A 14,395-nucleotide genomic window follows, 5' to 3' on the forward strand; every position below is an offset into this window, starting at 1 on the left:
TAAACTACTGTACTCTATTTTTTCCGTCCATATCGGTTTTATTTACTTTTACTTTATTATCAGCCTCATCCAGCCCCAGATAAGCCTCTAAGATATCCTTGGCTACCGGCGCTGCATTGGAAGAATAACCACCGTCGATAATCATGACAGCCACCGCAATTTTCGGATTATCAGCAGGCGCCATAGCGATTGTCCAAGCCACATAATCATGAGTCTGCTTATAGGAATTAATCATCGACTGAGTAATCTTGTAACCGCTTGCTTCAATCAGCGCATCATCTACCGTGTCCTCTTCTGATGGATAGCGTTCAGAATCCTTTTCCATCATCTCTTCCATGGTCTTTTTAACCTTAGACCAGGAAATGTCAGTGCCTGCCGCAGAGTTAAACTGTCCCAAATGATTTTTTACATAATTAACTTCACTCTTCGGCTGAATCAGCGTCTGGTTCTCAGCTGTACCCGTTTTTCCAGCAACTGCTACAGGAAAATTCCCAAAGAAGCCGGAAAGCGTACCACTGGTGCATACACGACGCATACCCTTGATTACTTCGTCTACTGTGCCGTCTTTCAGTTTCAAATCTACCGCTTTATCTTTAACATTAAGCCCTTCGCCTTCTACGCCATAAACCAGACTCGCCTGATTTCTGACACCATCGTTTCCAAGCGTTGCTACATAGTTTGCCATTGCAAGAGGCGTATAGGCATTATATCCCTGCCCGATTGAGAAGTTGAACTGGTCGCCTACACCCCACTGCGCCTGAATATAGTAGTCAAACTTGACACGGGAGGCTACCGTTTCAATTTGACTCTCTTTTACATCAGTATGCGCTTTCAAAAGCTCAATCAAATCTCCATACTCCGGATTGTCCTCTGTCCAGTCCGCAATAGTGCTCAGGTTCTCCACCAGCTTGTCGTAGTCGTTCACCACCGACTTCGGGAAGAAAGTATTTCTGTTATTGTACAGATAATCTCTGATTCCCACTTTCGTGTTGTCTATTTTCATCTGAGACGTCGGCGTTTCTGCTACAACCTCGTCAATTTCAATACCGGTCTTGACACCCAGACCGAATTTCTTTGCAGTATCCATCAAATCTTCCACGGTCATGGTATAGCCTAAAGAAGCACCTGAATCCCAGTCCTTACCGGTAGCAATATTATAAAAATAGGTGTTGCAGGAGTTTCCAATACCCCATTCCAAATTCTGGCTGCCATGTCTGCCTCCGTAATCATTCCATGCGGAGCAACCCCATTCTCTATCACCATATTCAATCATACCGTCATCGTAAATGCTTCGGTTAGGATCCAGTCCTGCTTCCAGAGCTGCCACCGCCGTAATAGGTTTAAAGGTAGATCCGGGCTGAATCGCTGCCTTCGTTGCATTGTTATACAGCGGGGCAGGAGAAAACGGATCTCTCGGATTTTCCTGCTGCACTGAATCCCAGGCTCTATCAGAAATGCCATTAGCAAAAATATTCGGATTGTAGGTCGGATAACTTGCCATAGCAAGAACATCACCTGTCTCTGCATCGATTGCAACTGCCGCACCGCTCTTTCCCGCAGCCGCCTTGGCAAGAGATTTTTCTGCAGCCTTTTGCAGGCGCAAATCGATAGTCAAATATACATCAGAACCTTTTTTCGGCTCGCTGGTGCTGATAGTCTCCACGTATTCACCCGCACTGTTTACACGAATCTGGGTCGTGCCAGGTGTGCCGTGAAGCTTTTCTTCCAGCGCCGCTTCTATACCGTCTTTTCCAACAAGATCACTGGAACTGTACCCACGCTCATCTACATAGTACGCTGTCTCACTTTCGGAAATCGCACCTAAATAACCAAGAATATGACACGCCGTATTTTTGTTAGGATAAACGCGCTCGCTTTCTGATGCAACTTCCACGCCGGGAATGCCAGATTCTTCAATATGTGCAATGGTTTTAGTACTGATATCCGACGCAACTTTAATCGGCAAATATCGAGTAAAACCATTGGTCGCAACTTCGTTTCGAATAATAAAAATCTTCCGTGCCTCCTTATCTGAAAGCTCCGGATCAATATCGTACTTCTTGCGAAGCGCTGCAAAGCATTCCTCTGCAGTCATCTTGCCGTTAAATTCATCTTCATAGGAACTGAATTTTCCAAAGAAAAGTTCCAAGGACTGGTCATAGGTATAGACCATCTTATCCTCGTTGATTGGAATATTCAGGTTGTATTTTTCTTCCAGCATCGCCATAGAAGCAAATCTCGCCTCCTGGCTGTCATCCAGATTGTATCTGCTGCAAAGTCTGCTGAACGCCTCTGCCGCAGTCAGATTTGTATCAAAGCCCTGCTTTGACAGCCATTTTTTAATCTGCTGTTTATAAGTGTAATAAAATTTTCCGCTGCTGTTGATTTTAATCGGAAAGTTGTCCGTATACTTATCGCCGTTTTTAATCAGCGTGTTTATCAGTTCCAATGCAGAACTGTTAATTTCTTCTGTAGACAAAGCGCTGACATTAAAATTCACGGTAAATACCTGCTTATTGATAGCGAGCGCTTCGCCGTTTCTGTCGTAAATATTCCCCCGTGGCGCAGAAGTACTGATGGTCTTCGTATTCTGGTCTGAAGCCTTGGAAGTCCACTGTTCATGCTGCAAAATTGTTACCATGAACAAGCGAAAAGACAAAATCACCATCAGAACAATGAGTACCACTACAATCTGCTGATACCTTGCATGCGCCTGTTTTAACCCTTTATTCATTTAAAATACCTATCTCTTCTGTGTTTTTTTACCCTTTTAATGAGAGGCAAATACAGTACTGCTGCAACCAGACAGTTAAATAAAAGCTGCCAAGGCACGGTTTTCATCGCATAGCCGTAGCTGTACGGACTTCCCAGTACAAAATAAATGCCCCAGTACACTGATGTATACAGCCAAGTAGAAAACAGCATTGCAATCAGTGCATTAAAAAAATTTTCTATATTTACAAACTCTCGCAGCACTAAAACTGCAATGCCCGTCACGACCAGTGCGGTAACGCCCGGTCCTATATAAATGCCGAATACTATGTCGTGGAGCAGCCCGAAAACAAATCCGCAGAGAATGCCCGGAAGAGTCTCATCGTACAAAAACGTCAGCACTACCGTCAGACATAGAAGCAGATTCACATTGTTCCCAAAGGCAGGAATCAAATCCTGCAGAAAAGGTTTCAGGAAAAATGCCGCTATATATAGAAGGAATCCCTGCCGATACTTCATAGAATCACCGCAACTTTCTGCAAAGATTTAAAGTCAACAGAGGACTTGATGTCCACCTTCTGCAGCTGTTCATCGCTATCGTATCTTACCTTGGTAATTCTGCCAATTTCAATGCCGGCAGGAAACAGTCCCATACCGCTTGTTACCAGACGGTCGCCTTCTTCCACCTTGGCATTGCTGTCCAGCATAAAACCGCTGAGTGTTCCGTCAGAAGAACCCTCCACCACACCAATCAGCTTCAGATTGCCTGAAACTTTAAAGGTAATGCGGCTGGATTCATCGATCATGGATATTACCTTCGCCCAGCCTTTACCCGCTGAATGCACCTTGCCTACAAGTCCTTCACCGCAGATAACAATACTATCCGGCGAAACCCCGCTTTCAGTTCCCACATTGATGGTAAAAATATTCATCCAGTTGGCACCATCCATGGATACTACATCTGCCGACACGATATCTCCGCTTCCGCTGATGCCCTTGAAATTCAAAACTTTAGACAAAGTCTTCAACTCTTTGAGCTCATTGGCAGAAAGGGTCAGCCCCGTTACCTGCTCTTTTAGCTTTTGATTTTCTTCCTTCAGCGCTTCATTTTCCTTCTGAAGCTGCTGATAGGAGAAAATTCCGGAAACGTTGTCGGAAATCCCCCCTGCTACAGCCGTAACAGGCCGCTCAATGGCTGTATAAATACGATTGAATACTCCCGTTACGATATTGCCACTTCCTCCGGCAGCCACAGAGCCTGCCAGAAACAGCAGACTAAGCAGAATCACTGCCAAAAGAAAACTGATTAACTTGTGATTTTTAATCCACTTCATACCCTATCTATCCTATCTTCTATTAATGCTAGTCGCATAGATTTTCAGTTTTTCGATATTGTTCAGACTCATGCCTGTACCCATCGCCACTGCTTCAAAGGCATTTTCGGCTATATTCGCCTTCACGCCAGTTCTCTTTTCAATCATTTGATCCAAATTGTGAATCATACCGCCGCCTCCGGAAAGAAGCATGCCGTTCGCCGCAATATCTGCCGCAATTTCAGGCGGAGCCTTCTCAATAGTAGCTTTTACACCATCGACAATAATATCCACAGATTCCTGCAGCGCCATCATAATATCTCTGTTGCTTACCTCCAGAATCTTTGGAAGACCGGAGATGATATCTCTGCCGCTGGCATTAACAGTGGTAATAATCTCATCACCGTTTTCATCAAGATCAAGACATGCTGCTCCCACCTGAATCTTCAGGTACTCAGCCGTCTTTTCACCAATCAGCAGTGCATGTCTTTTTCTCATGTACTGAATGATTGCGTCGTTAAACTTATCTCCCGCATGGCGAATAGAGGAACTTGCTACTATGCCGCCTAGCGCAATAATGGCGATATCCGTCGTACCGCCGCCAATATCAGCAATCATACAAGCAGTAGAACTGTCCACATCAAGACCTGCTCCAATTGCAGCTGCCATCGGTTCTTCTAAAATATATACTTCGGAAGCGCCCATATTTCTGACAGTCTCTTCTACCGCTCTCTTCTCTACCTCAGTGACACCGCTCGGCACACCGACTACCACACGGAAATTCTTTACCTTATTGGTTGCCGCAGCCTTTTCAATGAAAGCTTTTAGCATATCTGCAGTTCTGTCAAAATCAGAAATAACGCCGTCTTCAAGGGGTCTGATAACACTGATGTTAGCTGGCGCCTTGCCAATCATGTCCTTTGCCTGTGAGCCTACCGCAAGGGTAACGCCCCTTCTGTTATCCATCGCAATGACGGATGGTTCGTTAAGCACAATTCCCTTGTCCTTGATGTAAATCAAGGTGTTGGCAGTTCCTAAGTCGATTCCCATATCTTTTGCCGAAAATAAGTTAAACATTCTGTTACCTCCAAAAATTCTATCACGTTTACTCCATCAATCCCATTGCTCCCATACTTGCATACCTGCCATCACCAATAATGACATGATCAAGAACCCGAATTCCAAGAAGCTTTCCTGCTTCTGTCAGTCGCTTCGTAGTTTCAATATCTTCGCCGCTGGGTGTCGGATCCCCGCTGGGATGATTGTGGATAAAGATTACAGCAGCAGCGCTCTTTCTAATTGCCAGCTGGAAAACTTCTCTCGGGTGGATGATGGTGCTTGACAATTCACCCACAGACACGGAATCAACAGCAATGATTTCGCTTTTTGTGTTGACCAGTACAGATTTGAAATGTTCCTTTTTCCGATATCTAAGTTCTTCCATAAAAAGCTTAGCAACATCCTCAGAACCTGTAATAGTACTGCGCTCTTTTGGCATACTTGCCGCAATACGCTTACCAAGTTCTATGGCTCCCAAGATACTGCACGCTTTGGAAGGTCCGATACCATCAATCTGCAGAAGATCTTCCAGCGTACATCCACCTAAATCACAGATGCCGCCGGGAAATGCTGAAAGCACATCTTCTCCCAGACCAATTGCTGACTTGTTTTTGGTGCCTGTATGAAGAATCAGCGCAATCAGCTCCGCACTGGACAGCTTGTCTATGCCGATACTGCAGGCTTTTTCTACAGGTCTTTCATTCTCGGGCAATAATTTTATTTGCATATCATATCCTCTCTATGCTGATAAAATCTGCCGTAACAATTTCCATTCCATTTTAAATTAATCGCAAAATATCATTATGAATTATATCATTATTTGTCAGTCCTTACAAGCAAAAGCCCTTATATTTTTGTGAAAGGCGGGCAAAATATTTACTGAGATAACGTGATGAGGAGGTTTTATTATGAGTCATTGTTGTAATCAGAAAATCAACTGCACTGTAACGCAGTGCAAGCACATCGCAGGTGATGGCACCCACTGCTCTCTGGAAGCAATCACCGTCGGCACTCACGAGGCAAATCCGACCCAGTGCCAGTGCACAGACTGCATGTCCTTCCAGGTAAAATAAGCGCGGCGTCTAAATTTAGAACCATGCCTATTTCAAGGTAGTCATGCACTTTGCCCTCTCTTTTCGCATATAGTTTTATTCGAAGAGGGGGTTACATATATGAGCAGTTCCTTTCCACTGCCACTTTCAGAAAATGAAGAGAAAATGTACGTTGAAATGATGGAAGCTGGCGACCCCTTGGCGAAAGACGTTTTAATCGAAAGAAATCTTCGTCTGGTCGCCCATATTGCCAGAAAATATACAGGCGCCAATACCCCTTTAGAAGATTTAATTTCCATTGGATCTATTGGGCTGATAAAAGCAATCAATACCTACACCAGCAAAAAGGCCGCAAGACTTGCCACCTATGCGGCAAGATGTATCGAAAATGAAATTCTGATGAACATCCGGGCATCAAAGAAAAACAAACAGGAAGTCTCCATCAGTCTTCCCATCGGCACGGATAAAGACGGAAACGAAATCAGTCTCAATGACATCTTAGGCACAGATCCCGATGAAATTGTTGACAATCTAAATCTGAAATTTCAAATCAAAGAACTTTACGAAATCATAGAAAAAGTGCTGACACCCAGAGAAAAGGAAATCATCTGTCTTCGCTACGGACTTTCGGGAAGAGAGGCAAAAACTCAGAGGGAAATCGCATCTTCTATGAATATCAGCCGTTCCTATGTTTCCAGAATCGAAAAGCGTGCGCTGGAAAAGCTGCGAGACGGATTTCATCAGTAGAGAAAATTTACAATCTCTTCAAAGACAGGAAGTGCTGAACGGCTTCCTGTCTTTCCATTTTCAGCAATTATAGTCACTGTATATTCAGGGTTCTCCGCAGGAAAATATCCTGTAAACCAGCCATGCACTGTATAACTTTCATCTGACCCCGCCTCGGCAGAACCGGTTTTTCCTGCAGATTTCCTATGCAGACTTGCACTGGAAGCCGTTCCCTTTTCACAGACCGCCTCCATCATGTGGGCAATCTCCTTGGCAGTCACTTCAGTCATTACTCTAGTTCCCTCCGGTGACTGGCCTTCTATACTCATAACAAGAGTTGCCTGATAATCCACTCCGCCAGAGGCGATAATATTGGTCATTTTTGCGATTTGCACCGGTGTAACCAAGAGACTTCCCTGACCAATGGCAAAATTTGATAGCCCTCTATCCCTTCTCTCGCTTTCCTCCGGAAAAGTTCCAGACTCTTCATCAGGAAAGCCGGAAATGACAGTCTTTCCAAGACCCATCCGCTGTGCCATCTCAACAATGGTCTCGGATCCAGTCTTTTCTGCTAAATGGGCAAAAAAGCCGTTGCAGGACAGCGCAAAAGCTTCTTCAAAATCCACTTCCCCATGTCCGCTCGGATGATCATCGCAAATCAGTGTTACACCGTTAACTTCTGTCTTTCCAGTACAATTATATGTTTCCGTCAAATCAGCTGCACCGCTTTCAAGAGCAGCGGCAGCCACTACAATTTTAAACACTGAACCTGGCGGATATACTCCCTGCACCGCTTTGTTGACAAGCTCTCCCTGTCCGGAGTTAAGGTAATTCTCCACCTGATTGGGATTAAACCCCGGCGTACTGGCCATTGCCAAAATCTGTCCTGATCCCGGTTTCATCACCACTACCGCACCAGAAATTTCTTTTTCTTTCAAAATTTCTTCAATTTTCTTTTGCAGACTGCTGTCAACAGTTGTTACCACTGCTGCCGGATCAATCACAGTGCAGTCCTGGCTCTGACTTACTCCAATTCCAGGAACCGGTGCCCCTATGCCATTGCCTACCATCAGAAGCTTTGCAGAAGAAGCAGAGAGACGATATTGGAACATTTTTTCAAGACCAGCTGCACCGGTTCTATCCTCCCCACTGAGATAGCCGATTAAGTGAGCAGCAGTCTGCGTATCTTCGTACCTGCTTCCAAGGCAGAATCCATAAGCGCCATAGCGGGTAAGCAGCGTTTCATTCACCTCTTCATCGTACACGGCAGTCTTATATACCGTATAACCCTCCCCTTTGGAGCCTGCCACTTCTGCCTGCACCTTCCTCATCAAAAGAGTAAATCCCGCGTCGCACCTTTCTTCCGCCACGAGATAATAATAACTGCATCCGCTGTCTGTAAGGGGAAGCATATTCCTGTCATAAATGGTGCCGCGATTATTGACAGACTGCACCTTTATAATCTGCTGCCCCAAAGCGCCTGCCGCCAGTTCCTGCCCGCACAAAATCTGAATATAATACAGCCTGCCAATCAGCGCTAGAAATAAAGCCAATCCTACAATCCCAATGATTCTAATCCGCTTTCCATACCGCTTCACCATGTCGCTTCCTCCCATAAAAAAGACTTTGCAGATAGTTTTTCCGCAAAGTCTCTCGTTATACATTTTCAAGTGTTTTAAATGCGATGCATGAACAGACCGCTCCCAAGCTTCGGCTCAAACCAAGTGGATTTCGGAGGCATAATTTGACCACAATCAGCAATATGCATCAGCTCTGCCATAGTCACCGGATATACAGCAAATGCCAGTTTCATATCACTGTCCGCACGGCGTTTCAGTTCCTCAAGTCCTCTGATTCCTCCGATAAAGTCAATTCGCTTGTCTGTACGCGGATCAGAAATTCCAAGGATTGGTCCAAGGAGATGATTCTGCAAAATAGAAACATCCAGCGCACCAATTACATCGTCCGGCACCAGCTCATCTTTCGCCCGCAGTTCATACCACGTGCCACTCAAATACATAGAAAACTCGTGAATATGCTGCGGTCTATAGCTCTCCGCACCCTTTTCTATAATCACAAAACCTGCTTCTTCAATTTTCTGAAGAAGTTCTTTCTCTGTATAACCGTTTAAGTCTTTTACGACTCTATTATAGTCAAAGATTTTCAGCTGACTGTCCGGAAAAATCACCGCCATGAAGTAATTGAATTCCTCTTCACCAGTATAATTAGGACAATCCTGCCGCCGCTTCATTCCAACCTTGTAAGCAGATGCACTTCTATGGTGTCCGTCAGCGATGTAAAGGGCAGGTACCTCTTCAAAGGCTTCGCAAAGTTTTGCTATCACAACTTCTTCCTCAACAACCCAAAGTGCATGTCCAATACCTTCTGCCGTTGTCAAATCGTACACCGGTTCATGGCTTTTCGTATAACCATCGATTACAGCATCAATGTCGCTGCTGTCCCTATAAGTCAAAAATATCGGTTCCGTATTGGCGCTGCAGACATCAAAGTGATTAATTCTGTCCTGCTCTTTCTCAACTCTGGTCAGTTCATGCTTCTTGATATCGTTATTTGCATAGGCGTCAATACTGCAGCATCCTACGATTCCGGTCTGAAATCTGCCATCCATCTGTTGTCTGTAGATATAAAGGGCAGGCTTTTCTTCCTCTAGCAGCACTCCGCTCTTTAGAAATGCCTGGATATTATCTCTGCCTTTTTCGTAAACACTTCTGCTATAGGGATCAATTTCCCCGGGCAAATCAATTTCGGCTCTGCTGATATGAAGAAAACTATCCGGATTTCCCTTTGCCATTTCTGCCGCTTCTTCTCTGTTCATTACATCATAAGGAAGTGCAATGACGCGTTCTGCTTTTTCTTTTGCAGGTCTGACAGCCCGAAAAGGTCTGACAATCGACATTATTTGTTCATCTCCTTGCTGATAAAATCTATTACTTCTTCAATTTTCATCTCTGTGGTGTCCAGTTCCAATGCGTCATCCGCTTTTCTAAGAGGATTTATTTCTCTGGTAGAATCATTATGGTCTCTCTGCTTGATATCTGCAAGAACTTTCTCATAAGTCACCTCTTCGCCCTTTGCAATCAGCTCCTTAAATCGTCTGTTTGCACGCTCTTCTGCTGTCGCCGTAATATAAAACTTATACTCCGCATCTGGAAATACCACTGTACCGATATCTCTGCCATCCATAATAACGCTTTTTTTCTCACCCATCTTCTGCTGCTGTTCTGTAAGCTTAGCTCTGACAATGCCAAGGGCAGAGCAATCAGAAGCCTGCTTGGAAATTTCCTCTGTTCTAATTCTGTCGTTGATATTTTCCCCATCCAAATAGATGTTTCCACTGGAGAAGTCAATTTCGGTTTCTTTTAACATTTCGGTAATCGCAGGAATATCATCCATAGCGATACCCTTTTGCAGCATTTTATATCCCACAGCTCTGTACATTGCGCCTGTGTCAATATAGTCTATGCAAAGTTTCTTTGCAATGGCTTTGGCGATGGTGCTCTTTCCTGCACCGCTAGGTCCATCCACCGCAATTCTAATGATTTCTTTCATGTATTTCTCCTGTTTTTTACTTGTTTCCAATGAGTTTCTCAATTTCTTTGATGAATGTATTCACATCGGTGAACTGACGGTATACTGACGCAAATCTGACATAAGCAACCTCGTCCAGTTTTTTCAGCTGCTCCATAATCAGTTCTCCGATAAAAGTGCTTTCGACTTCCTTCTCCATCAAATTGTTCAGCCCCCGCTCAATTTCGTTGACGATTCGTTCAATATCCGCCATAGAAACCGGGCGTTTCTCGCATGCCTTAACAATGCCGTTCATCACTTTATTGCGATCAAAAGACTCCCTGCGTCCGTCCTTTTTAATGATCATGATGATAGATTCTTCTACTTTTTCGTAAGTTGTAAAGCGCTTGCCGCACTTTTCGCAGCCTCTTCTCCGTCTAATTGCATGTCCTTCCTCTGTCGGTCTGGAATCGATTACCTTCGTATCCGGATTCTCACAGTATGGGCATTTCATCTGGCATTCCTCCTTGATCTTTCTCTGGAAACAGTTTACTTTTCCATTTTACTACATATTGTAGTTTTTGCAAAGAAAATTCTTCAGAAGACTGCACCTATATTTAGTAATTTTCCATTTTAGAAAACATCCGCCGGTGACTATCACCCTGCACAGCTTTCCCTTAGTTTTGTCCAACTCAATACCCCTCTAAATCTACCAGCACTACATCGTCTCCAATCGTTCTAATCCTGTCCCATTTTATGACAAAATCATCCTCCCTGTTTCCAAAAAATCGAAATAACCCCCGCTCTGCCGGTATAATCACACCATCAATCGTTCCCTTCTCCAGATTTACTTCTATATCATAGATAAAGCCAAGGCTCCTGCCGTCCCGCATATTGATGACTTCCTTATTCTTCAGTTTGTCCGTACTTAACATATTTTTCCCCCTTTGATCTGACCATAGTCGTATAATTCACTATATGCAAAAGTTTTCCGAATATGCAAAACGATCCCCTTCAGGGACCGCTTTGTTTTGCCTTTTAACCTTTTTATTTTAGTCAATATTATATATGGTTAATCATTGCCAATTATTCCAAGCATATAGCATTGGCAAAAATTAAATTGAATCATTGCTGCAATGGATAAATATAATTTGAAGGACTCTTTCATAAACGCCATGAAAACAATTGTAATAGCGCAGCATATCACATTTGCAATAATCATTTTCACTTTCTTTTTCATTACAATTTCTTTTATGCTTTTAAAAACAATGAAGTAAACTGCAATAATCACAAAGACATTAATTCTACTAATTCCTTCGATTAAGGTTCTCAGCCCCGTGATATTCCTTTGATTCTGATACTGCTGTAGCAGTTCACCCCATTCATTTATCGAAAAACCTTTCGACAAAAAAGACGGTCCACTAACAATGTCATGGTGAAAAGTCAATACATATATCAGCATAGCTACTATAAACATAGTCCAGATGTAATACACTTTTTTGTAACTCACAAGACTTTACCCCTTTCGATTCTATTTTCCCTTAATCATTAAACGGATTATGTTTCGGAAACGCTTCTGCTTTAAAACCCGATTTATAAGCATATGGTCCTGCTGTAGGATTGTTAACTTTTCTGACTTTTCTATATGATAGCATATTTGCTCAAATTCGTCAATTTATGATTTGTTTTTATAATATATAATATTAAAATCATTTTATTTATAAATTTTTAGCAAAATACATTTTACATATAGAAAAAAGAACCACCTCATGAACGGCTATTTTCCATTCATACAGGCGGTTCCCTCAAAATTCACAAATAATATTCAGTTATTTCTTGCTGACCTCTTTGCCATACTCGATGACTTTATCCATGACTTTATTTAAAAGGAGGGAAGTACGGACGTTGTTTTCTTCGCCCCACTCCTCTATGGTCATGTTATATGCACTCTTAAATGCATCTTCGTCCATATTAGCAGATTTCAGCAGGCTCTGCAGATACTCCGCATACTCATCGTCGCTGACTTCCAGTCCCTCAGTCTTAGCAATGCTGTAAAGCACCATCTCTTCTTTGACGATAGATTCCGCATAAGTCTCAATAGTCTTGTTTAAATCTTTCTCTTCATAACCGATGGTTTCTAAATAATCTTCCCATTCCATGTTATAGTCGCTTGCGACTTTCTTGAGATTTTCCTTTTCTTTCTCAATCCTCTCAGCCTTTTCATCAGGGTACTGTTTTACTTCGGAAGCTTCCACAATCTGCTGCCACAGACCACTTTTCATCTGGTTCTCAGCTTCTGTAGTCTTAGTCTCAGTCAAGTCAGCCTTTACTCCCTTTTCGAATTCGTCCAGGGATTTATAATCGCTGTAGTACTCCTTGACAAAGTCCATGTTGTATTCAGGTACGTTCTCAACCTTCTTGCTGTTAATCTTTACTTCAAAGGTTGCTTCTTTGCCTGCTATATCCGGATTGTTCTCATAAGGATCTGGAAAAGTGATATCGAAAGTTACGGTATCGCCAACTTTCTTGTCAATGAGTTCGCTTTCAAAGCCCGGAATCATATTTCCGGAACCAATAGTCAAGCTCTGACCCTCAGCGCTGCCGCCGTCAAATGCCTTGCCATCCATGGTGCCCTTAAAGTCGATATTAACAGTATCTCCGTCCTTTACAGTACCCTCAGTTACGTCTTCAGAAGTCTTATGGGCTTCCAGTCTCTTCTGAATTTCCTCTTCTACTTCCTTGTCGGATACAGAAACAGAAACCTTCTCATATTCCAGTCCTTTATATTCTCCTACAGTCACGTATTCAGACAGATCGTAATCGCTGTAAGGTTCACTTTCACCGCAGGAAGTCATCGCAAAAACTGACGCCAGGCAAAGCACTGCAATCAGACTGCTTGATAATAGTTTTTTCTTCATGTCATTCCATCCTCTAATCTATAATACTTTGTCCGTTACCAGACTATACACATTCTAACACGGCTATCAGCAGTTTTCAAATGTTATCACGAGAATTCACATAAAATACACAATTTTTCACATGGTCAAAAGATTACGATTGTGCTTCCAGTCTTTCGACCGCCTTTCTCGCTCTGTTTCTCTTCCTTGCTGTTGCGGACACTGTAATATATACCAACATGAGGACGGTTGCCAGATACGGAACTGCCGCCGTCAAATCACTCGGCACGCCCACGGACTGCAGTCTGATACCCAGTGCCTGCAGGAAGCCAAAGAGCAAGGCAGCACCGAATACTTTCGGCGGATTTGCCATACCGAATACCACACATGCAAATGCGATAAAGCCGCGGCTTGCGCTCATACCCTCTGTGAAGCAGTTAAGGAATCCTAGAGACAGATGTGCTCCTGCAAAACCACAGAAAATACCGCATAAAATACTGGAAATCACTTTCATCTTAACTGGACTGATACCTGCTGTCTCCAGCGCTTCCGGATGTTCTCCCGCCGCACGCAGCCAGAAACCGTAAGGGGTTCTATAAAGGAAAATCCATACTAGAATCACAAAGAGCCAAGACAGATAGACAAACAGAGAGTATCCGCTGAGAATATCTCCCAGTACAGGAATATCCTTAATCAGAGGAATTTCAATCGGGTCAAGCCCCTTGATGTTTGCGTCAGTCCAGGTACCAACCTTTCCGAACACGGAACGGAGCATGAAGATAGTCAGACCCCCTGCAAAGGTGTTAATCGTCATACCGATGATAAATTCATCACTCTTCAGCTTTACAACAAACAACGCAAAGAATAGCCCCACCAGAATTCCTACAAGAACCGCCGCGAGAATGCCCATCGGTGCGCTGACAAACATAAAACTGAATGCAACAGCAAAGAACGCCCCCATCAAAATCATGCCTTCCATGCCGATATTCATAATGCCGGCGTGCTCAGTAAAAAGCCCGCCCAGAGCAGCAAGAAGTACCGGAGTTGCATTACGAATGGTGTTTTGGAATAATCCAACACTGAATAATCCTAAAATTTGATCCCACAT

15 protein-coding genes are annotated in these 14,395 nt (G+C 43.5%); 2 read left to right on the forward strand and 13 right to left on the reverse strand.

All coding sequences use genetic code 11. From position 1 onward, the window contains the following. Positions 1 to 4 precede the first annotated feature (4 nt). Genes D1151_RS05430 through radC form a run of 5 tightly spaced genes read right to left on the reverse strand, consistent with a single transcriptional unit; the run spans position 5 to position 5,811 of the window. Positions 5 to 2,734, reverse strand: coding sequence for a penicillin-binding transpeptidase domain-containing protein (locus D1151_RS05430; RefSeq protein ID WP_160201284.1), 2,730 nt, complete (start codon positions 2,732 to 2,734; stop codon positions 5 to 7). Continuing rightward, complete coding sequence (mreD, locus tag D1151_RS05435) at positions 2,731 to 3,231, reverse strand: rod shape-determining protein MreD (protein ID WP_160201285.1); 501 nt, start codon at positions 3,229 to 3,231, stop codon at positions 2,731 to 2,733. Before mreD ends, D1151_RS05430 begins: the two co-directional genes overlap by 4 nt. Next, positions 3,228 to 4,046 (reverse strand): rod shape-determining protein MreC, encoded by an 819-nt coding sequence (mreC, locus tag D1151_RS05440; protein ID WP_160201286.1) that lies wholly within the window; start codon positions 4,044 to 4,046, stop codon positions 3,228 to 3,230. The genes mreD and mreC overlap by 4 nt, the downstream gene beginning before the upstream one ends. Before the next feature lie 12 nt (positions 4,047 to 4,058). Then, a complete protein-coding gene (locus D1151_RS05445; RefSeq protein ID WP_160201287.1) occupies positions 4,059 to 5,102 on the reverse strand; it encodes a rod shape-determining protein in 1,044 nt (347 codons plus the stop codon). A 28-nt stretch (positions 5,103 to 5,130) separates the two neighbouring features. Then, entirely contained in the window at positions 5,131 to 5,811 is a 681-nt protein-coding gene (radC, locus tag D1151_RS05450; protein ID WP_160201288.1) for a DNA repair protein RadC, read from the reverse strand. Between the two features lie 181 nt (positions 5,812 to 5,992). Between radC and D1151_RS05455 the strand changes: the two genes are divergently transcribed. Beyond that, a complete protein-coding gene (locus D1151_RS05455) occupies positions 5,993 to 6,157 on the forward strand; it encodes a DUF1540 domain-containing protein (RefSeq protein ID WP_160201289.1) in 165 nt (54 codons plus the stop codon). A gap of 99 nt (positions 6,158 to 6,256) precedes the next feature. Then, entirely contained in the window at positions 6,257 to 6,883 is a 627-nt protein-coding gene (sigK, locus tag D1151_RS05460; RefSeq protein WP_160201290.1) for an RNA polymerase sporulation sigma factor SigK, read from the forward strand. Here sigK and D1151_RS05465 read toward each other — a convergent pair. The 8 genes from D1151_RS05465 to D1151_RS05500 all read right to left on the reverse strand — a co-directional run bounded on the left by D1151_RS05465 (position 6,877) and on the right by D1151_RS05500 (position 14,395). Then, a complete protein-coding gene (locus D1151_RS05465) occupies positions 6,877 to 8,463 on the reverse strand; it encodes a penicillin-binding protein 2 (RefSeq protein ID WP_161908233.1) in 1,587 nt (528 codons plus the stop codon). The genes sigK and D1151_RS05465 overlap by 7 nt on opposite strands. A 74-nt stretch (positions 8,464 to 8,537) precedes the next feature. Continuing rightward, a complete protein-coding gene (locus tag D1151_RS05470) occupies positions 8,538 to 9,779 on the reverse strand; it encodes a DUF1015 domain-containing protein (RefSeq protein ID WP_160201292.1) in 1,242 nt (413 codons plus the stop codon). Next, positions 9,779 to 10,432 (reverse strand): (d)CMP kinase, encoded by a 654-nt coding sequence (cmk, locus tag D1151_RS05475; RefSeq protein ID WP_160201293.1) that lies wholly within the window; start codon positions 10,430 to 10,432, stop codon positions 9,779 to 9,781. The genes D1151_RS05470 and cmk overlap by 1 nt, the downstream gene beginning before the upstream one ends. Before the next feature lie 16 nt (positions 10,433 to 10,448). Then, entirely contained in the window at positions 10,449 to 10,904 is a 456-nt protein-coding gene (gene nrdR / locus D1151_RS05480) for a transcriptional regulator NrdR (protein WP_160201294.1), read from the reverse strand. A gap of 178 nt (positions 10,905 to 11,082) precedes the next feature. After that, positions 11,083 to 11,325 carry a PRC-barrel domain-containing protein gene (locus D1151_RS05485; protein ID WP_160201295.1) on the reverse strand — a complete coding sequence of 81 codons (243 nt, stop codon included), beginning with the start codon at positions 11,323 to 11,325 and terminating at the stop codon, positions 11,083 to 11,085. A 137-nt stretch (positions 11,326 to 11,462) separates the two neighbouring features. Further along, a complete protein-coding gene (locus tag D1151_RS05490) occupies positions 11,463 to 11,900 on the reverse strand; it encodes a hypothetical protein (RefSeq protein ID WP_160201296.1) in 438 nt (145 codons plus the stop codon). A gap of 319 nt (positions 11,901 to 12,219) precedes the next feature. Next, positions 12,220 to 13,308, reverse strand: coding sequence for a trigger factor (gene tig, locus D1151_RS05495; protein WP_160201297.1), 1,089 nt, complete (start codon positions 13,306 to 13,308; stop codon positions 12,220 to 12,222). Between the two features lie 133 nt (positions 13,309 to 13,441). Next, the gene (locus D1151_RS05500; protein ID WP_201759531.1) at positions 13,442 to 14,395 is read right to left on the reverse strand and encodes an ABC transporter permease; all 954 of its coding nucleotides are present in this window, start codon (positions 14,393 to 14,395) and stop codon (positions 13,442 to 13,444) included.

Origin of the sequence: Emergencia sp. 1XD21-10 (genome assembly GCF_009936045.1) — a bacterium.
Taxonomy (GTDB): Bacteria; Bacillota; Clostridia; order Peptostreptococcales; family Anaerovoracaceae; genus Senimuribacter; species Senimuribacter intestinalis.